The sequence below is a fragment of the Spiroplasma endosymbiont of Tipula paludosa genome, assembly GCF_964264785.1.
Lineage (GTDB): Bacteria > Bacillota_I > Bacilli_A > Mycoplasmatales > Nriv7 > Nriv7.
Window position 1 is genome coordinate 280,371 of the sequence record NZ_OZ183484.1, and the last position, 20,216, is coordinate 300,586.

The 20,216-nt window shown below is 26.6% G+C and carries 23 protein-coding genes; 15 read left to right on the plus strand and 8 right to left on the minus strand.

Annotation, left to right across the window (positions count from 1 at the left end; all coding sequences use genetic code 4):
- Positions 1–27 precede the first annotated feature (27 nt).
- Positions 28–504, plus strand: a complete 477-nt coding sequence (locus ACFEL5_RS01665; protein WP_375315270.1) for a hypothetical protein — start codon at positions 28–30, stop codon at positions 502–504.
- Positions 505–842: 338 nt separating this feature from the next.
- On the opposite strand, the gene ACFEL5_RS01670 is transcribed toward ACFEL5_RS01665, so the two are convergent.
- The gene (locus ACFEL5_RS01670; protein ID WP_375315271.1) at positions 843–1,016 is read right to left on the minus strand and encodes a hypothetical protein; all 174 of its coding nucleotides are present in this window, start codon (positions 1,014–1,016) and stop codon (positions 843–845) included.
- Between the two features lie 122 nt (positions 1,017–1,138).
- Here ACFEL5_RS01670 and ACFEL5_RS01675 point away from each other — a divergent pair, with 122 nt between their 5' ends.
- A complete protein-coding gene (locus ACFEL5_RS01675; RefSeq protein ID WP_375315272.1) occupies positions 1,139–1,273 on the plus strand; it encodes a hypothetical protein in 135 nt (44 codons plus the stop codon).
- 222 nt (positions 1,274–1,495) lie between these two features.
- Here ACFEL5_RS01675 and ACFEL5_RS01680 read toward each other — a convergent pair whose 3' ends face one another.
- On the minus strand, positions 1,496–3,640 hold the full coding sequence (locus ACFEL5_RS01680) for a hypothetical protein (RefSeq protein WP_375315553.1): 2,145 nt from the start codon (positions 3,638–3,640) through the stop codon (positions 1,496–1,498).
- 288 nt (positions 3,641–3,928) lie between these two features.
- Here ACFEL5_RS01680 and ACFEL5_RS01685 point away from each other — a divergent pair, with 288 nt between their 5' ends.
- The 4 genes from ACFEL5_RS01685 to ACFEL5_RS01700 all read left to right on the plus strand — a co-directional run bounded on the left by ACFEL5_RS01685 (position 3,929) and on the right by ACFEL5_RS01700 (position 7,694).
- Positions 3,929–4,873, plus strand: a complete 945-nt coding sequence (locus tag ACFEL5_RS01685) for an IS30 family transposase (protein WP_338966716.1) — start codon at positions 3,929–3,931, stop codon at positions 4,871–4,873.
- Positions 4,874–5,530, plus strand: a complete 657-nt coding sequence (locus ACFEL5_RS01690) for a UPF0236 family transposase-like protein (protein WP_375315554.1) — start codon at positions 4,874–4,876, stop codon at positions 5,528–5,530.
- 274 nt (positions 5,531–5,804) lie between these two features.
- Positions 5,805–6,818: a tryptophan--tRNA ligase gene (gene trpS, locus ACFEL5_RS01695; RefSeq protein ID WP_375315747.1), complete on the plus strand. Its 1,014-nt coding sequence runs from the start codon at positions 5,805–5,807 to the stop codon at positions 6,816–6,818.
- 18 nt (positions 6,819–6,836) lie between these two features.
- Positions 6,837–7,694 carry an HAD-IIB family hydrolase gene (locus tag ACFEL5_RS01700; RefSeq protein ID WP_375315555.1) on the plus strand — a complete coding sequence of 286 codons (858 nt, stop codon included), beginning with the start codon at positions 6,837–6,839 and terminating at the stop codon, positions 7,692–7,694.
- Between the two features lie 134 nt (positions 7,695–7,828).
- Here the strand turns inward: ACFEL5_RS01700 and thrS are convergent, their stop codons facing one another.
- From thrS to ACFEL5_RS01725, 5 genes are all read right to left on the minus strand, one after another.
- The gene (thrS, locus tag ACFEL5_RS01705; protein WP_375315556.1) at positions 7,829–9,787 is read right to left on the minus strand and encodes a threonine--tRNA ligase; all 1,959 of its coding nucleotides are present in this window, start codon (positions 9,785–9,787) and stop codon (positions 7,829–7,831) included.
- Positions 9,788–9,822: 35 nt separating this feature from the next.
- Entirely contained in the window at positions 9,823–11,259 is a 1,437-nt protein-coding gene (gene pyk, locus ACFEL5_RS01710; protein WP_342189823.1) for a pyruvate kinase, read from the minus strand.
- Between the two features lie 617 nt (positions 11,260–11,876).
- On the minus strand, positions 11,877–13,103 hold the full coding sequence (locus tag ACFEL5_RS01715) for a ribosome-inactivating family protein (RefSeq protein ID WP_375315557.1): 1,227 nt from the start codon (positions 13,101–13,103) through the stop codon (positions 11,877–11,879).
- A gap of 145 nt (positions 13,104–13,248) precedes the next feature.
- The gene (locus ACFEL5_RS01720; protein WP_342224593.1) at positions 13,249–13,671 is read right to left on the minus strand and encodes a transposase family protein; all 423 of its coding nucleotides are present in this window, start codon (positions 13,669–13,671) and stop codon (positions 13,249–13,251) included.
- Between the two features lie 2 nt (positions 13,672–13,673).
- The gene (locus ACFEL5_RS01725; protein ID WP_375315019.1) at positions 13,674–14,066 is read right to left on the minus strand and encodes a transposase family protein; all 393 of its coding nucleotides are present in this window, start codon (positions 14,064–14,066) and stop codon (positions 13,674–13,676) included.
- An 88-nt stretch (positions 14,067–14,154) separates the two neighbouring features.
- Between ACFEL5_RS01725 and ACFEL5_RS01730 the strand changes: the two genes are divergently transcribed.
- The 9 genes from ACFEL5_RS01730 to ACFEL5_RS01770 all read left to right on the plus strand — a co-directional run bounded on the left by ACFEL5_RS01730 (position 14,155) and on the right by ACFEL5_RS01770 (position 19,246).
- Positions 14,155–14,550 (plus strand): rolling circle replication-associated protein, encoded by a 396-nt coding sequence (locus ACFEL5_RS01730; RefSeq protein ID WP_375315450.1) that lies wholly within the window; start codon positions 14,155–14,157, stop codon positions 14,548–14,550.
- Positions 14,507–15,013 carry a hypothetical protein gene (locus ACFEL5_RS01735; RefSeq protein ID WP_375315449.1) on the plus strand — a complete coding sequence of 169 codons (507 nt, stop codon included), beginning with the start codon at positions 14,507–14,509 and terminating at the stop codon, positions 15,011–15,013. The genes ACFEL5_RS01730 and ACFEL5_RS01735 overlap by 44 nt, the downstream gene beginning before the upstream one ends.
- A 37-nt stretch (positions 15,014–15,050) precedes the next feature.
- Positions 15,051–15,173: a hypothetical protein gene (locus ACFEL5_RS01740; RefSeq protein ID WP_375315448.1), complete on the plus strand. Its 123-nt coding sequence runs from the start codon at positions 15,051–15,053 to the stop codon at positions 15,171–15,173.
- A gap of 225 nt (positions 15,174–15,398) precedes the next feature.
- Complete coding sequence (locus ACFEL5_RS01745; protein ID WP_375315447.1) at positions 15,399–15,734, plus strand: hypothetical protein; 336 nt, start codon at positions 15,399–15,401, stop codon at positions 15,732–15,734.
- Positions 15,718–16,143, plus strand: a complete 426-nt coding sequence (locus ACFEL5_RS01750) for a hypothetical protein (RefSeq protein WP_375315454.1) — start codon at positions 15,718–15,720, stop codon at positions 16,141–16,143. The genes ACFEL5_RS01745 and ACFEL5_RS01750 overlap by 17 nt, the downstream gene beginning before the upstream one ends.
- Positions 16,130–17,809, plus strand: coding sequence for a major capsid protein (locus ACFEL5_RS01755; RefSeq protein ID WP_375315456.1), 1,680 nt, complete (start codon positions 16,130–16,132; stop codon positions 17,807–17,809). The genes ACFEL5_RS01750 and ACFEL5_RS01755 overlap by 14 nt, the downstream gene beginning before the upstream one ends.
- A 10-nt stretch (positions 17,810–17,819) precedes the next feature.
- The gene (locus ACFEL5_RS01760) at positions 17,820–18,251 is read left to right on the plus strand and encodes a hypothetical protein (protein ID WP_375315442.1); all 432 of its coding nucleotides are present in this window, start codon (positions 17,820–17,822) and stop codon (positions 18,249–18,251) included.
- A gap of 205 nt (positions 18,252–18,456) precedes the next feature.
- Positions 18,457–18,984: a rolling circle replication-associated protein gene (locus ACFEL5_RS01765; protein WP_375315435.1), complete on the plus strand. Its 528-nt coding sequence runs from the start codon at positions 18,457–18,459 to the stop codon at positions 18,982–18,984.
- Positions 18,941–19,246, plus strand: a complete 306-nt coding sequence (locus ACFEL5_RS01770; protein ID WP_375315558.1) for a hypothetical protein — start codon at positions 18,941–18,943, stop codon at positions 19,244–19,246. The genes ACFEL5_RS01765 and ACFEL5_RS01770 overlap by 44 nt, the downstream gene beginning before the upstream one ends.
- Here ACFEL5_RS01770 and ACFEL5_RS01775 read toward each other — a convergent pair.
- Complete coding sequence (locus tag ACFEL5_RS01775; RefSeq protein ID WP_338966716.1) at positions 19,230–20,174, minus strand: IS30 family transposase; 945 nt, start codon at positions 20,172–20,174, stop codon at positions 19,230–19,232. The genes ACFEL5_RS01770 and ACFEL5_RS01775 overlap by 17 nt on opposite strands.
- Positions 20,175–20,216: the final 42 nt, after the last annotated feature.

A 20,216-nucleotide genomic window follows, 5' to 3' on the forward strand; every position in this document is an offset into this window, starting at 1 on the left:
AAAAAACAAAATAAAGGAGTTAAATTTATGAAAATTTTAAATATAATAGTTCTTTTGGGGCTGACAACATTGCCAATAGTTGGGTGCTCTAAAAAAGAAAATAAACCAATATTAGAAATTAAGAATGAATCATACGAATTAAACTTAAAAAAATCAAAATTAACACTTAAATCATCAAAAGATGACAACAGCAAGTGAAATCAAAAATGAGAAATAAAAGTTAATGTAGAAAATGAATTTATGCCCAAAAACTTGCCTCCACGAATGAAACTTAATGGTTGAGAATTTTATGTTGACAAAAATGACAAGATTACACTACCAATATTAAAATCATTAGAATATGATTTAAATTGAGAAAAAAACAGTGAACCAAGATATTGAGAAAATAAAGATTTTTTATCATATCAAAATAAAAAATTAAAAAACATAAAAATGAAAGTACAAGAATGAGATAAAAATGAAAGATATGCCAAATGAAAAATATTAGAATTTAAAAATAATTAAACTGTTAAAATCACTACCCCCAAAATGTAGCTTTATATGACGATACTGCTCTTAAACAACTAAGTAAGCAACTTTTTATTTTTTCTCTTTTATATTTTGACAAAACAAAAAAACAGTAATTAATTAAAATTACTGGTTTGAATAGTTTGCTTATTTTTCAAAAACAATTAAACTATTGAAGTATTAATAATTAATTTCGGCTCCGCTTCTTGTGCCAAAGAAATTTTTGCTTTTCCATTAAAAGTTATACTGTTATCTTCATTGATAGTAATTTCATCTGGCAATAAGCTATGTTTTTTTAATATTTGCGTCGCCTCTTTAATTGATAATGTAATTGTTTATTCCTTGTTATTATCATCAATTATTTTAGCAGTAATTGTTCCAGTAATTTTTTGTTTTAAATTTAGTGCATTTTCAAAATGAATTTCTCGGACTGAATATTTAAATATTATGCGTTCGTGAGGTGCCAAGTCTATTTCATCTCCTACATCGCTAAAACAATATAAAATCATTTCTTGTTCTTGTTTATTAATATTTGATAATACATTAATGATTTCAGATTATTTATTAGACTTGGTACATAACCTTTAATTTTATCTACTATTTTGATAATTATTTTTTAGATGAAATACAAATGTTAGATAAATACAAAGATAAAAATGAATTTTATAGTTTAGTCGGCATAAAATGTTATAGTTATGTACCAAGTCTATTATTTAAATTAACAAAGTTATGTAATTGCATTTCATCATCAGGATTTATATTTTAACCATTTAATTTATTTTCTTGTTTTACTTTAGTTAATCCTGTTGTAATTTGAAATACTAATTTTGATTTTGTATCATAGTTAAATTTAGGTATTTTAACTGTTTTTATAACTGAAGAATTATTAATGCGTTTTCTCTTTTTAAAACATGCCTCTTTAAAATTAAAAATATGTAATAATTCTGAATCTAAAATTTTTATGGTTTTTATTTAGAAAAACTTGTAATTATGAGCTCATGCAATTTTCCCTTCATATTAAATATCATGCCCCTGTCCCGACAATAGCACCTTCAATATTACCTATGATAGGAACCACGGTCCCCACGGCCAGCCCACCACCTAAACCAATAGCAGCTTCAGTAAAATTAGTTTTAGATATTTCCGGAACTTGACAACTACTTCCCGCAGAAGCGTGATCATTAAATCATAATGTATGTTCTCTTCGATAATTTCAATCTGTCATACTTCCCATAATTCCAGTAAAAGATGCTAATTGCCCTCCATACGGGAGCGGTGATTCTTCATCATCATGCATTCTTGTAGGAGTTAAAAATGAATTTAAACCAGAAGAATTAAATGTATCAAATGTTCCTGTTCATGGATCCATATATGTATAAATAGCATTATTATATTCATTTGTAACACCAGTAATTAAAATAAAATGACTATGATCATCTTCATTTAATTGTCTAGAACCATGATACATAAATGCAGCCGGAGCATCATTTTGCAAGCTATAGGAAACAAGATTATAAAATCTATTAGTAATAGTATTATCATTATATGCTAAATCAAAATTATTTATTGAATATGTTCTACTATGATTTAATCTATTAACTGAAATAATATTATTAATTCTGGCAGTTCAATCTTCCATTGTTGTTCCGCCCTCTTGTGTATTCATTCGCTGAGCTAAAGTATTTTGAAATTGTTGGTTGGTTTGATTATTAAAATTGTTGTCTGCTGATTGTAATCCAAAATATCTTAATATCGCCTCAGCAATAGCGGGGCCACACCAAAAATCTTCTTGTTGTGTAACTGAATTTAAAATTAAATTAATTATTCTATTATTGTTAGCCCTTCTATTCAATGTGGGTGAATTTGTCGGGGTATTTTTATTTAATAAATTTAATTTAATAATATGTACACTATTAATTTTGTCAGGATATGTTTTAATAAACATTATTGGTCCATCAATACCATTAATTTTTGTTGCGGTTGTTTCTCCAGCTTTACGTAAATAAATCCCATTTGTGGTTCCGAAGTAAATATCACCAATTTTACGATTGCCACCATCAGTTGTAAAAGTATACATCGTTATTACTGGATTAGAAGCAATAGTTTGTTTATTTGCAACACTATTTCCGTCAATATAATAAACATCACCTTTAAAAGTTATAACATGTACAGAACCATTATTATTATGATTATAATGTTGTATTAAAACAACAGGATCATTGATCTCTTCAATTTTAGTTACGGTTGTTTCTCCAACTTTACGTAAATAAATCCCATTTGTGGTTCCGAAGTAAACATCACCAATTTTACGATTGCCACCATCAGTTGTAAAAGTATACATCGTTATTACTGGATTAGAAGCAATAGTTTGTTTATTTGCAACACTATTTCCGTCAATATAATAAACATCACCTTTAAAAGTTATAACATGTACAGAACCATTATTATTATGATTATAATGTTGTATTAAAACAACAGGATCATTGATCTCTTCAATTTTAGTTACGGTTGTTTCTCCAACTTTACGTAAATAAATCCCATTTGTGGTTCCGAAGTAAACATCACCAATTTTACGATTGCCACCATCAGTTGTAAAAGTATACATCGTTATTACTGGATTAGAAGCAATAGTTTGTTTATTTGCAACACTATTTCCGTCAATATAATAAACATCACCTTTAAAAGTTATAACATGTACAGAACCATTATTATTATGATTATAAGGTTGTATTAAAACAACAGGATCATTGATCTCTTCAATTTTAGTTACGGTTGTTTCTCCAGCTTTACGTAAATAAATCCCATTTGTGGTTCCGAAGTAAATATCACCAATTTTACGATTGCCACCATCAGTTGTAAAAGTATACATCGTTATTACTGGATTAGAAGCAATAGTTTGTTTATTTGCAACACTATTTCCGTCAATATAATAAACATCACCTTTAAAAGTTATAACATGTACAGAACCATTATTATTATGATTATAAGGTTGTATTAAAACAACAGGATCATTGATCTCTTCAATTTTAGTTACGGTTGTTTCTCCAGCTTTACGTAAATAAATCCCATTTGTGGTTCCGAAGTAAATATCACCAATTTCACGATTGCCACCATCAGTTGTAAAAGTATACATCGTTGTTATCGGATAAGGAACATCTGTTTCTTTTTTTAAACTTGTTTCAGAATTAATTCAATATATTTCAGTATTAACATTAATATTAGAATTATTTTCTTTTTTAACTCTATTTAAATTTTCTGAATTATTTGTTTGTTGATAGCTGAATTATACTTGTAAGTGCAAGTAAATAAAATTGCTGAATTATACTTGTAAGTGCAAGTAAATAAAATTGCAAAAGATTTCATATAAAAATTTCATGATGCTAAGTTTATTTTAGAAAAAGTAAATTTAAGGAGTTTTTATATGGGATACAAACATCTTGGCATAGATGAAAGAATTTATATTGAGAATCAATTGAAATTTAAAGTAAAAATTAGTGAAATAGCTAAAAATCTTAATCGAAGTATTAGTACTATTAATCGAGAAGTTAATAGAAATAAAGATAATAATCATTATTTTTCATTAATTGCACAAAATAAAGCAGAAAATAGAAAACAATTACATGTTTATTTTCATAAATTTAAAAATAGAGAATTAGTAAAATATGTACAACAAAAATTATTATTAGGTTGATCGCCTGAACAAATTTATGGCAGAATTAAAAATTTTCATCAAGAATGAATTATTAGTTTTAAAACAATTTACAATTGAATTTATTCTGGATTACTTGAAAAGGTTACTAGTAAAAATTTAAGAAGAAAAGGTAAGAAACGAAAATCTCAAGAAAATCGGGGTAAATTTAATGGTAAATCCATTAAAGAACGAAATGTTAATAATCGCATAACTCTTGGCCATTGAGAAGGTGATACTGTAGTATCATCACGAGGTAAAAGTAAATCATGTTTAATAACTTTAGTTGAAAGAACATCAAGATTTACTTTAGCAATATTAGTTGAAAATAGAACTACTAAAGTTATTAACAAAAATATTAGTCATTATTTATCAATTCTTCCAAATAATCTTGTTAAGACTATAACATTTGATAGGGGTAAAGAATTTGCTAATTGACAACAACTTGAAAAAAATTTAAATGTGAAAATTTATTTTGCTGATGCATATTCACCTTGACAAAGAGGTACTAATGAAAATACTAATGGTTTAATTAGAGAAAAATTTCCTAAAAAATTTAATTTTTCAAACACTACTAAAAATGCAGTTCATAAATTTATATTGTCTTTAAACCAAAGACCAAGAAAAATACTAAATTATCTTTCGCCAATCGAATATTTGGTTAGAAAAATAATTTAGTTGCACTTAACTTTACAATTTGGCGTTAATATTAATTATGACAAAATAATTGTTTGTGGCGATGGTGATGCTTGAATTAGAGAAATTGCTAATAGTTTTGGTAATGTTAGATATATTTTAGATGGTTATCACGCTATTAAAAAATTAAAACAAACGGCATTTAATATTATTTTTGAAAATCGTAAAGTAACACTAAATAGTTGAATTAAATTATATAAGGATGGAAATCATCAAGAATTAATTAAAAACATTCGTAATGTCGCTAAAAATGAATTAAATAAAGATATTAAAACAAATTTAAGAAAAGCGAGTAATTATTTCAGTAATAATAAGCAAGGTATTCATAACCAAAATTTAGAATGAAATATCGGTTGTAGCATTGAAAGCGATGTATCGCATTTAATAAAACAACAATTAGGATATGGAGCAAAAATATATAATCATAAGAATTTAAATAACTTATTACATTTAAAAATGGCAAATTTAAACAAATTAAATGTATTACATTATATTAATGAAAATATTAATTCAGAAATAGAAATCAGAAAAGAAATATATAAAAAGTCATTATGAAATAAATATAATAATAAAAATGATGATAGTTGAATTAATTATAAAGGTAATGCTATAACAAATAAATATAATAGATTTAAGTAAGCAAAAATATTAGTTAAAATTTAATAAAATTAATAATTTTTCATTGTGTAAAAATTCAATAATATGATAAAATGGTAATGAATAAAAATGACAACAACAAGAAAGGCAGGGTTAGTTTAGTAATTAAATAATATAATTAGCTGATTGTTTTACTTCTTCAAAGCAATACCTAAGAAAACTAAACGCGACCAGAATCCATATAAATATTCTTTTTTATTATTATTTATAGTAAAATTGATACATTACCAATGAGATTTATTTATTTTAGGAGGAATTACTATTGAAACCACGCTTATTATCAGGTATTACTAATACTGGAAAAATTACTATTGGTAATTATATTGGTGTTATTCAAAATTTTATTAAATTACAAGAAGAATATGATGTTTTTATCTTTGTTGCCAATTTGCATGCTATTGTCTCAATAAAAAATCATGACCACGATGTTCTTAAAAATAATATTCGTGATTTAGTTGCCTTATATGTTGCTTGTGGTTTAGATCCCAATAAGATTACAATTTTTGCTCAATCTGACATTTTAGAGCATTGCCAATTAGGTCATATTCTGCTATGTCATACATCAATGGGAGAACTAAATCGCATGACACAATTTAAAGATAAAACACAATCATTTAAACAACATAATAATACTGAAACGATACCAACAGGATTATTTACTTATCCAGCATTAATGGCAGCTGATATTTTACTATATGATGCTGCTATTGTTCCTGTGGGAATTGATCAAAAGCAACATCTAGAATTAACAAGAAATATTGCGATCAGAATGAATAATAAATATGGTAATATCTTTACAATTCCAGAACCATATATTGCTCCTAATGGTAAAAAAATAATGAACCTACAAAATCCCTTAAAAAAAATGTCAAAATCACATGAAAATCCTAAAACTTATATTTCTCTTTTAGATAATTTAAATGATGTTACCACAAAAATTAAAAGTGCCATTACTGATAGTGAAAATAAAATTTTTTATGATGAAATTAATAAACCAGGAATTAGTAATCTTTTAAATATTTACTGTGCTTTTACAAATACTACAATTGAAGAAGCAACTAATGAGTTTTCTGACCAAAATTATGGTGCTTTTAAAGAAAAAATCGCTAAAGTTGTTTGCCATCAACTTGAAATTATTCAAAGAAAATATAACGAAATTATTGCTAATGATGAATGAAAACATTGATTATTGCAAGGAAAAGAAAAAGCAACAAAAATTGCTCACGAAAAATTGCAATTAATCCAAGATAAAATTGGGATTAATTACTAAAAATAAAGGAGAAAAACAATGATTAAACTTAATCATATTGATAAAAAAAGATTAATCCTTATTGACCTTGATGGAACTACATTAATGAATGACGGAAAAACAATGCATCCATTAACTATTCAAGGATTACAAAAAACTATTGCCCAAGGTCATATTGTTTGTATTGTTACGGGAAGACCCCACCGTGGAAGTATTTCGTTTTATAATAACCTAGGATTAAAAACATTACTTTGCAATTTTAATGGTGGTCACATTCATGATCCATTATTAAGAGAATTTAAACGCTTAGTATTTCCAATTTCTTATGATACTGTAAAAGCAGTTTTAAAAGAAAACGATGTCAAAACTTCTTTATATAATGGTCTTGTAGAATACTACAACAAAGCAGTATGCTTAAAGCAAACGGACAATTTTGAACGCTACTTTCATTTAACAGACATTCCAACGGACAATTTTATTATTGGCAATCTTTTAGAAAACTGAAATGGTTCTGCTAATAATATTGTTTTACAATTAAAAAGTCCCCTACATTTAGATAAAGTTATTCGTAGTTTAGAAAAATATACTAATACTTTAAAAATTAATATTTGAACGCATGATAATGACAAAGAACATCCTGTTCTAGACCTATCAAATAAATTTATTAATAAAGGAATGGCTGCTGAAATTCTTTCACAATATTACAATATAGATATTAGAGATGTTATTGCCTTTGGTGATGAATTTAATGATTTAGAGATGATTACCAAAGTTGGTTATGGTATTGTAATGAAAAATGGTATCGAAACTTTAAAAGTATTTTCTAAAGATATTACTGAACATACTAATGATGAAGGTGGTGTTGGCATATATTTAGAAAAACTATTAAACTTATAACAAATAAAAAGATGCTTGTAAATTTATTACAAGCATCTTTTTATCTACCAATATTATTATGAATAATAAAATTTTTCGGTTAATTTACTATTGTTTGAATTATTACCAATTTTAAGATGCCAAACATTCATTAATTATTTTTTGTTTACTATTAATTCATTACATAAATTAATAAACTCATCAATCGTAACTGTTACTTGTTCTTCTTTACCATATTGACGATAAGTAATCTTTTTAGTAGCAATTTCTTTTTGACCGATAACAATTTGGAAAGGTATTTTTTTAGTTTGCGCAATACGAATTTTATAACCTAACCGTTCACTACTAGCATCAACAAATGACCGTAAATTATGGGTTTTAAATAGTTTTTCTAATTCATAACAATATGCTTGATGCTCTTCTTTAATAGGAATTAAAGTAATTTGTTTAGGACTTAATCATAGTGGTAAAACTCCACCTGTTTGTTCTAATAAGACAGCTATAAAGCGTTCATAAGTGCCAATTAAACCACGATGAATAATAACAGGGCGAACTTCTTGTCCATTCTCATCTTGATAAGATAAATCAAATTTTTCTGGTAGTAAAAAGTCCAACTGAATCGTTGAAACCGTAATATCGTGTCCTAACACCGTTTTAATTTGAATATCTAATTTCGGACCATAAAAAGCTGCTTCGCTAATCATTACAATATATTTAATTTTTAATTCATCTAAGGCTTCTTTTAAAACTTTTTCAGCTTTAATTCACATTTCATCATTATCATAATAATTTTTTTTATCTTGAAAATCTCTTAATGATAATGAATAGTAATCAACTTCAATATTTAATGCTAACAATATTTCACTAATTAATTTAAATGTTGTTTGAAATTCAGTTTTTATTTGATCAAAACGACAAAAAATATGAGCATCAGTCAATTCCATTGCTCGAACGCGCTCTAAACCAGTTAAAGCGCCACTAGCTTCATAACGATATAATAATTCGTGCTCAGCAAATCGTAATGGCAAATCACGATAAGAGCGTAATTTATAACAATAAATTAAACAATGATGTGGACACGACATCGGACGAAGCACAAGTTGCTCATTATTCAATGGCATAACCGGAAACATATTCTGTTGATAATGATCTCAATGACCACTAGTACGATATAATTCTATTGCTCCCATTACTGGTGTTGCGACTTCTAAATAGTCATAAAAGAACTCTTGTGAACGCAAATACTCTTGTAATTGTTTTTTAAGAATCATTCCATTAGGCAATCAAATTGGTAATCCTTGACCTGCTAATGAATCAAACATAAAAATTTCTAAATCTTTGCCAATTTTTCGATGATCTCGTTCTTTTCTTAAAGCAATTAATGCTAACAAGGTTGCTAATTTTTCTTGTGAAAAATGACAAACACCATAAATTCTTTGAATTTGCTTATTGTTAGCATCATTATTTCAATAAACTCCAGCAAGTGATGAAAGCATAAAATTTTCAACAATTTTAGTATTATCTAAAGCAATAAAATTATTAATGAAAGAACTGTTATCAACAGTATATATACCAACAATATCTTTAAGTGTTAAAAGTTTTTCTAAAAAATAAGGATTATTTTCATATAATCGTTGTAAATCGTGCGGTGATTTTAACTCATATTTAATTTCTAAGTCTTTTTTAAGAAATTCTTGCATTTGCTTAGTAATAATCTCTAAATCTTGTTCTTTAATGCGGGTTTGAAAATCAAAATCAACAAAAAAACCTTCATCACCAACATTAATATTGGCAATTAATAAACCCTTTCAATTAGTTTGTAATGTTTTTGCTAAAACAATAGCTGCTGAATAATTAAGTACTTTTAATGCCTCATCTAAATCTTTTGTAATTATCTCTAATATAATATCATTTTCTAAAACATAAGTTTTAATATCTTTTCATTCATTATTAACTTTAACAGCAATAATATTTTCTTGTCAATTAGCATCAATACTTGTTAAAACATCACTAAGCATTATTCCTAATGGATACGATTTATTTTCATTATTAATTTTTACAGTAACAATTTGTTCCATTGCCGACATATCCTTTCTAGCGAAAAAGACGTTCATTAGCAAATTGAACGTCTTTAACTCTGTTAATGCAATTATTTTATTTGTAATTTTCTCATTTCATTACCATTAACAATTAAAACTTGTTCATTAGTTTTAGCACCATATTTTCTAGCAATATTATTTAATAAATTATCATCATTAATTACTTTATTAATATCCATAACTAATTCTGGATAAACACCATACCAAATCCCAAAACTATTTCTAATTCTTTCATCAGTAACTAATGGGATTAATGTACTGCGAACACGAGCATTAGATAAAGTTTTAGTTAATAATTGATGATCACTATCATCTAAAACAATTACTTGATGAATTCGTTTTTGCTTTTGAATTTTTTCACCAAGAACCTCTTTACCAACTTGATAAACAAAATCTTTAAAAGGTGAAGTTGATCATTTAATAAATCTTTCTAAATAACCTTCATATCAAAAATGAATTTCTGCTTTTCTAACGACTCTCGTCATTGCTTCAATTGATTTTTCAGGATACTCACCATTAGCTGTTTCGCCAGATAACATTGTTGTATCCACACCTAAATCAACTGCTCAATAAATATCTGATACTTCAGCTCTTGTTGGCAAAGGATTAGATAACATTGATTCTAACATTTGCGTAGCGACAATTACTGGCACCATTGCTTTATTACATTTACGAATAACATGTTTTTGAATTAAAGGCACCTCAGCATAAGGCACATCAACACCTAAATCACCACGAGCAATCATAATACCATCACTATTAGCAATAATTTCATCAATATTATCAACAGCATATCGTGATTCAATTTTGGCAATAATTTTAATATCAGCACCACCATTTTCATCTAACAATTGACGCATCTCTTGTAAATCTTTAGCATCATGAACAAAAGAAGCAGCTACATAATCTACTTTTTGCTCACATCCAAAAATAAGATCGGCACGATCTTTGTCAGAAATAAAAGGTAATGACAGTTTAATTCCCGAAACAATAATCGCACGATGATTTTTGACAAGATGAGTATTAACAGCGCGACAAATAATTGACTTATCATCATCTTTATTATTAATTCCTAAAACAATTAACTGTAACTTACCATCATCTACTAATAATCTTTGTTCAACTTGAATATCATTAACAAGATTTTCATAATTAATTGAAAATTCCGTTTCCGTACCTTCAATTTCTTTATTCGTATAAACAATAACCCTACTATCTTTTCTTATTAACGCCTCACCATCTTTAAAAGAGTGAGTTCTAATTTCTGGACCTTTAGTGTCTAATATTAGTGATAGTGGTCTTTGTACTTGTTGAATAATAGATTTAGCAAACTCAACACGCTTACCATGTTCTTCAAAATCACCGTGAGAAAAGTTTAAACGATATACATTTGCTCCCTTTTGTGCTAAACGAAGCATCAAATCTCTGGTTTCACTAGCCGGACCAATTGTCGTAATGGTTTTTACTCTTTTATTTATAAAAAGCATTTATTTTAATCCTCGTTTCTATTTTTGTAAATAACAGTTTAATTTTAACATAAAAACACATTTTAAATTAATTTGTTAATTGTAAAGAAAGTAAATTCAATTATTTCTTTTATTAATTATATCAAATATTCTTAATAAACAATAAAATTTAAAAAACAAGTCTTATTATTCAATATCAATAAATAACCATTCATTTTTTCTAATTTAAAAATGTCTGCATTGTAATTTCTAACCCTTCCTTTAATAAATCGTGATTTAAAACAACATAAATTCTATCATCAATTATCTTGTAAGATGAAATTCAAAATGAGTCCATTGAAAACTTATATGTTTTATTATCAATAATCATTAATTCCTTTTGTAAAATTTGCGAAATAATTTGAAAAATCTGAAACTTTTGATTACTACTATCTAATAATTCCTGATTTATATATGCTCCTTCCAATTTACTTTTAATATTAGACTTGGTACATAACCTTTAATTTTATCTACTATTTTGATAATTATTTTTTAGATGAAATACAAATGTTAGATAAATACAAAGATAAAAATGAATTTTATAGTTTAGTCGGCATAAAATGTTATAGTTATGTACCAAGTCTATATATTGTTATTTCTTAAACTAATATAATTTTATTTTCATCCCATTTTTCATTTCTATCTGTTTCAACAAAAATATAAGTATAAAAATTAGAATTAATTAAATCACATAATTTTTCATTGAAATGTGAAAAATGTTCTCAAATAAAATTAGCAGCTTTTTCATAATCACTATCTAAAATTCCGCCCAAAAAATTACCCGTCTCATCTATTTGTCTAATTTTTTTAAATAAACTTATTAAATATTCTTTAAAAGTTACTTTATTTTTTAAATAAAAAACTTCTTTTATTTTAATAGCAGTATCTCTCGCTAAATTTATTTTAATAACGTCATGACATAAAAAACAATAATCTACTTGAAAATAATCATTATAATTATAAACTGGTGTTAAATCATTTGCAGAAGAGCAAAGTTCGTTATTATTTAAATCTCTTCTTATTCTTTTATTATAATTACGATTATTGTAATCTCTAATACAAAAATTAAAAAAGGCTAATGCCCCAGGACGAGAAAGTATTGATATTTGGTTGGGCAGTTCTGTTAAAATATTTGTTAAAAGTTTAATTCTATTATAAAATTGTTCTGAATTTCGACTTCAATTATTTACAATATTATGTATATTATCGTCATTTCAATTTATTGAATGATTTTGTGATAGTCGGTGCCCTTCTTCTATTCTATATCTATTTGAGAAAAATCTTTGATTTATTAAATTTCGAATACTATTAAATCTTAAACTTTCTGATGTATAAAAAATTATATTTGTCAAAGACCCCTCTATGCTAATATTGCCATTAATGTTATTACGATTTCCTTGAAAAGATATTAAATTAATAAAAGATTCATACATTTCACTTCACGAAACAGAATGATTGTCAGGAGTTAAATTAATATAATTACTCGAAAAACCTAAATTTTCTGACCTATATCCACCAATACTTCTGGTTGTAGAATCATCAAAATGATAATAACTATTAATCGTTTCATGATTATGAATCAAATAATAACTTGTTGTATCCCTTTCAAACGTTATGCCATAGCCTTGCAAATATAAATCTCTTGATCTAAAAACTAAATTTATTATATTATTTTGAATTGATATTGAAATAATGAAAATGTTATTATCATCCAAATGATTATTTAAAGCATATGGTCTTGTTGAACTACCATCAGAATTAGATGTAGTTGAAACAACAATATTTCTATTTATTAAAAAATTAATAGTCCATTTTATTAATTCCAAAAAATTATTATCTTCAGGATTTTTTTTAATTTCTCATTGAATTGTATTGATATTATTATTTCTTTTACTTCTCTTTAAAGTTTCTAAATTATTTTTTTGTTGATAATTAATTTCGTTATTTATTAGACTTGGTACATAACTATAACTAGCTTAATTCAAAATTATATATTCCTGAAATTAAGTTAAATCGTAATCCAAATCTTCTAATCTTATTGCGATAACGATAAACTAGTATTTTAAATCTTTTTAATCTAGCAAAAACATGTTCAATGGCAATTCTAACTTTACTTAAAAAGCTATTATATTCCTTTTTATCTGGATTTAAGGGATTATTTTTACTCTTTTTAATTGGCAATAATGTATTTTTATGAACATTTTGCAAACCTTGATAGCCTGAATCGGCAATTAATTCTAATTTTGGATTTATAAGTGTATTTGATTTTAAAAATAACTTATAATCATGAATACTGCCATAACAAAAATCTACTGAAATAATTTTATTGTTAAATAAATCAATAATTATTTGTGATTTTAATGAATGTTGCCTTTTCTTACCAGAAAATAATAATTTTAGTTTTTTTTAATTCTTTCAATTGGAATTTCTGTAGCATCAATTGCTAATAAATTATTATTAGTAACTTTATGTTCCAATAATATCTTTTTGCCAGGTATATGAAAGTGACTATTTTTTATTAGAGTATTTTCAACTCAAAAGATATTACGAATACAACTAACATGACTAATATTATATTTTTTTGCAATAATACGATATGTACTATATTCTTTTCAGTATTCTAAAGTCATAAGTAATCTTTGCTCTATTGATAATTTATTTGGTCTACCACCAATTTGTTTTTGTTTAGCTTTAGCTTCTTTTAAAATTTCTACCATTTTCATGAAAGTTTTATATTTTATGCCTATTAGACTATAAAATTCATTTTCGTCTTTGTATTTATCTAACATTTGTACTTCACCTAGTAAATAATATTATCAAAATAGTAGATAAAATTAAAGGTTATGTACCAAGTCTTATGAAAAACTTACAAAAGATATGAACCGCTATTATAAAAATAACAATGCTGTTCCTTGTCGTAAGTGTATCGGATGTAAATTAGATAATTCTAAGGAGTGAGCAGTACGTTCAGCTTTGGAATGTAAAAGTTCTAATGATAATTGATTTATTACTTTGACTTATGCTGATGAATTTATTCCGATTAATGATGAAGGTAGATATACTTGTCGATATTCTGATTTAAAAAGATTTATTAATTCTTTACGTAAAAATTTTGAACGTGAAAATATATTTGATATTAAGTACTTAGCAAGTTCAGAATATGGTTCTCGCACACAGAGACCCCATTATCACATCTGTTTCTTTGGTCTACCATTAAATGGACTTGGAATTGACCGGAGAGGTCTCAAAACTAGGTCATCCATACTTTATTAGTAAAGTTGTTGACCGTATTTGAGGAAAAGGAATACATAAAATTGGTCGAGTTACTTATCAGAGTGCGGGTTATGTTGCTCGTTATACTTTAAAAAAAGCTAATAAATTAGATTATGAGAAACTTAATATTGAACAAGAAAAATTGTATATGAGTAAGGGAATTGGTAAAAAATATTTTGAAGATAATTTTGAAGATATTTATCAATATGATGTTATTAATTTAAATACTGAGAAAGGTTTGATAAAGCTTCAACCACCGCGTTATTTTGACCGACTTTATGAGAAGCAGAATGCTGAACATTTAGAAGCAATAAAAAAAAATCGCATTGTTAATGCGAAATTTAATTTAACTGCTTCTGTTCAAGAAGCTGGTGTTGGATATGTCAAACTATTGGGTAATAAAGACCATATCCTTCATGAGAGAGTTAAAAGTTTAAAGCGTATTGTCAAAGATAACAAATAGCTTTAATATATTATTACACATAAGGAGGTAATATAAAATGGCATTTCGTAAAAAAGTTAATAATACTAAAGCACATCGTCGTTATTTGAGCAATACTGCAAAAACTGTTCGTGCTGCTAATCTATTTCGTTCCACATCTCGTGGTGGAATAAGATTCTAATTTAATATATATATTATGGGTCTTTTAATTTTAATTACTCTTATAGTTATAATTGTTATATTAAAGAAAATTTCTAAAAAATAGAATCTTAAAAAAGAAATTATTTTAAATAATTTCTTTTTTTATGTATAATTGATATATGAGAAAGGAATTAATCACAGTAATTCCTTCCCTGGTATATTGTACCATCTGTTCCTTTCTCAAAACAAGAGAAAGGAGTTTTTTATGTCAAAAATTAGTATTAAAGACATTATTATGTTTTTAAAGGTCTTTGGAATTTCGTCATTATTTTTTATAGCTGGAATTGTTATTTGTCTTATAGGACATACTCATTTAAATATTGATTGACCAGCTTATGTGATTATTTCAGCGATGCTTATTAGTGCTGGGATTATTGTTTTAATTATTGAAACAATTAGGTCGATATATATTAAAAGTAAAAATATTGATAAAGATTTAGATGTCTTAAAAGATTATTTAGATAATCATGGTTATTCATCTTGAATTGAACAACAAAATAAAAATATTATGAAAGGTAAAAAACATGAAAAAAATTTATAAGGAATTTGAAAATGTCAGTGTTCCTTCTGAGAGTGGTAAAGCTGAATATAAGATTTATGAAAGAGTTGTTAGTAAAGATACTGGTGAAGTTTCTTTACGAGTTAGTAAAGTAGCAAATATATATAATGAAATCCAGGAAGCTGGTGTTGGTACAACTTTAAATGAAATGATTGATAGATATGGAACCGGCGAAATTGTAAATTTGAATTTTAAAGAAGGTTCATATGTTGATTTATCGCAGTTACCAAGTTCAGCAATGGAAACTTTAAATCTTTTAAAAAATATTGATAATTTAAATGTTATTAATGATTATTTAAAAAGTTTGAATAATGATAATAAAAATCATAAACAAGAAGATATTAAAGATGATTTAGATGTAAAAGGAGAAGAAGTAGATGAAAAAAAATAAATTAGTTTATAATTTTGGGAATACTTTAAATAGTTCTCCGCAACATTCAATGTTTGTTAGAAATAGCAAGCTTATTACTGCTTTTAATGCAGGTGATTTAGTTCCAATTTATTTGGATGAGATTTTGCCTGGTGATAATGTTAAATTAGATATTAAAGCTCTTATTCGACAAACTACGATGTTAAAACCGGTTATGGATGTTGCGAATATTGATGTTTATGGTTTTTTTGTTCCAAATCGGATTATTTGAGATGATTTTAAGAAATTTTTTGGTGAAAATGAAGACCCTTGGGCTGTTTCTAGCGAAATTTTAGTTCCGACTGTTAATTCTCCTACTGATGGTTGAAAAATTGGTACAATTGCTGATTATATGGGTTTACCTATTAATAAAAAAGGTTTAAAGGTTAGTGCTTTACCTTTTAGAGCTTATACTCAAATTGTTAATGATTGATTTCGCGACCAAAATTTACAATCAGTAGCTCATATTAATAAAACTAATTCTACGGGAACTGGTTCTAATGGTACTGATTGAGTTAAAGATTTAGAATTAGGTGGTATGCCTTTTATTACTAATAAGTATCATGATTATTTTACTAGTGCTCTGCCTAAACCACAAAAAGGTGATGCTATTAATTTAAATATTGGCGGTTCTGCTCCTATTCATACTGATAAACAACCAGTTATTAAAGGAAAATGAAATCCGTTGACATTTAGTAAAACTGATGGTACAGATTTTGATAGTCAAAAACAAGCTGCCGGTCGTCTTGGTATGGTAGGGAAAAATGTTGATGGTAAATATCCTTATTCAATTGCTGGTCTAGATTTGACAAATCCTTTAACTGTTGCACCTAAAGATGAACTTTATCCTAATAATTTATATGCTGATTTATCTAAAGCTACAGGTATTTCTATTAATGATTTACGACAAGCGATAACATATCAGCATATGTTAGAAAAAGATGCTCGTAGTGGTACGCGTTATGTTGAATATTTGCGTTCACATTTTGGTGTTAATTCTTTAGATGCAACTCAACAGCGTGCTGAGTATTTAGGTGGTTATCGTAAACCTTTAAATGTCAATACTGTTCCGCAAACTTCAAGTACTGTTTCTGATAGTGCTCAAGCAAATTTATCTGCTTTTGGTGAAAGTTTTTTAAGTCAAAGTTTAATTAATAAAACTTTTTTGGAACATGGTTATTTAATTTTGGTTGCTGCTGTTCGATATGAACATTCGTATCAACAAGGATTAGAACAATTATGAACTCGTAGTACTCGTAATGATTTTTATGACCCAATATTTGCTAATATCGGTGAACAACCAATTAAAAATAAAGAAATTTATTTTAGTGGTGGTACCACTACTGTTGATGATGAAATTTTTGGTTATAATGAGGCTTGAGCTTCTTATCGTACTAAATTCAATAAGATTACTGGAATGATGCGTAGTGTTGAGAAAGGTTTAGATTATTATCATTATGGTGATAATTATTCTTCTTTACCTAAATTGTCTGCTGAATGATTGAAAGAAGATAAGGCTAATATTGACCGGACTCTTGCTGTTAAATCAACTAATGATATGCCACAATTTCAAGCTGATTTTTATTTTGAAGTTAAACATGAACGACCAATGCCGGTATTTAGTATTCCCGGTATTGATAGAATTTAGGAGATTTCTTATGAATGATTTTAAAGATGTATATCCTAATATTAATGAAAACACACAATCTGGTTTTGATAAATTCGGAGAAGGAATTAAAAATGTTATTACCGATATTTTAGGTGTTGGTGCAAGTAGCGCCAGAACACAAAATCAGTTAAATCGTGATTTTCAAGAGCGAATGGCCAACACCCAATGACAGCGCGGAACTGAAGATATGAAAAAAGCAGGGGTTAATCCCCTTACTGCTTTTACTAGTGCTGCTGGTGCTGTTCCTGCTGGTTCTAGCGGAGCTGGTGGACAATCCGCGGGAATTATTTCCAATATTATTGGTTCAAGTGCTCGTCTATTAGGTGATTTAGCAAATGCCAAAGGAACTAATATGCGTACCGATTTATATCAAAATAATTTGAAAAATTTGATTGTTTCGTCGGCGAAATTTATAAAATAAATTTCTTGTCGTCAACGGGGCATAGTATATTTATTTATATATAAGACTTGGTACATAACCTTTAATTTTATCTACTATTTTGATAATTATTTTTTAGATGAAATACAAATGTTAGATAAATACAAAGATAAAAATGAATTTTATAGTTTAGTCGGCATAAAATGTTATAGTTATGTACCAAGTCTATAGTATATTCAAGAGAGATATGCCCCGTTGACGCAAAAAATTTTTGGGAGAATTTATGGGATGTTTAAAACCAATTCAAGTTTATAACTTGAAAAAGGGTGAAAAAGCAAAATTTAAAAGATTTAATTGTATTGAAAAACTTACAAAAGATATGAACCGCTATTATAAAAATAACAATGCTGTTCCTTGTCGTAAGTGTATCGGATGTAAATTAGATAATTCTAAGGAGTGAGCAGTACGTTCAGCTTTGGAATGTAAAAGTTCTAATGATAATTGATTTATTACTTTGACTTATGCTGATGAATTTATTCCGATTAATGATGAAGGTAGATATACTTGTCGATATTCTGATTTAAAAAGATTTATTAATTCTTTACGTAAAAATTTTGAACGTGAAAATATATTTGATATTAAGTACTTAGCAAGTTCAGAATATGGTTCTCGCACACAGAGACCCCATTATCACATCTGTTTCTTTGGTCTACCATTAAATGGACTTGGAATTGACCGGAGAGGTCTCAAAACTAGGTCATCCATACTTTATTAGTAAAGTTGTTGACCGTATTTGAGGAAAAGGAATACATAAAATTGGTCGAGTTACTTATCAGAGTGCGGGTTATGTTGCTCGTTATACTTTAAAAAAAGCTAATAAATTAGATTATGAGAAACTTAATATTGAACAAGAAAAATTGTATATGAGTAAGGGAATTGGTAAAAAATATTTTGAAGATAATTTTGAAGATATTTATCAATATGATGTTATTAATTGCCAAATTGTAAAGTTAAGTGCAACTAAATTATTTTTCTAACCAAATATTCGATTGGCGAAAGATAATTTAGTATTTTTCTTGGTCTTTGGTTTAAAGACAATATAAATTTATGAACTGCATTTTTAGTAGTGTTTGAAAAATTAAATTTTTTAGGAAATTTTTCTCTAATTAAACCATTAGTATTTTCATTAGTACCTCTTTGTCAAGGTGAATATGCATCAGCAAAATAAATTTTCACATTTAAATTTTTTTCAAGTTGTTGTCAATTAGCAAATTCTTTACCCCTATCAAATGTTATAGTCTTAACAAGATTATTTGGAAGAATTGATAAATAATGACTAATATTTTTGTTAATAACTTTAGTAGTTCTATTTTCAACTAATATTGCTAAAGTAAATCTTGATGTTCTTTCAACTAAAGTTATTAAACATGATTTACTTTTACCTCGTGATGATACTACAGTATCACCTTCTCAATGGCCAAGAGTTATGCGATTATTAACATTTCGTTCTTTAATGGATTTACCATTAAATTTACCCCGATTTTCTTGAGATTTTCGTTTCTTACCTTTTCTTCTTAAATTTTTACTAGTAACCTTTTCAAGTAATCCAGAATAAATTCAATTGTAAATTGTTTTAAAACTAATAATTCATTCTTGATGAAAATTTTTAATTCTGCCATAAATTTGTTCAGGCGATCAACCTAATAATAATTTTTGTTGTACATATTTTACTAATTCTCTATTTTTAAATTTATGAAAATAAACATGTAATTGTTTTCTATTTTCTGCTTTATTTTGTGCAATTAATGAAAAATAATGATTATTATCTTTATTTCTATTAACTTCTCGATTAATAGTACTAATACTTCGATTAAGATTTTTAGCTATTTCACTAATTTTTACTTTAAATTTCAATTGATTCTCAATATAAATTCTTTCATCTATGCCAAGATGTTTGTATCCCATATAAAAACTCCTTAAATTTACTTTTTCTAAAATAAACTTAGC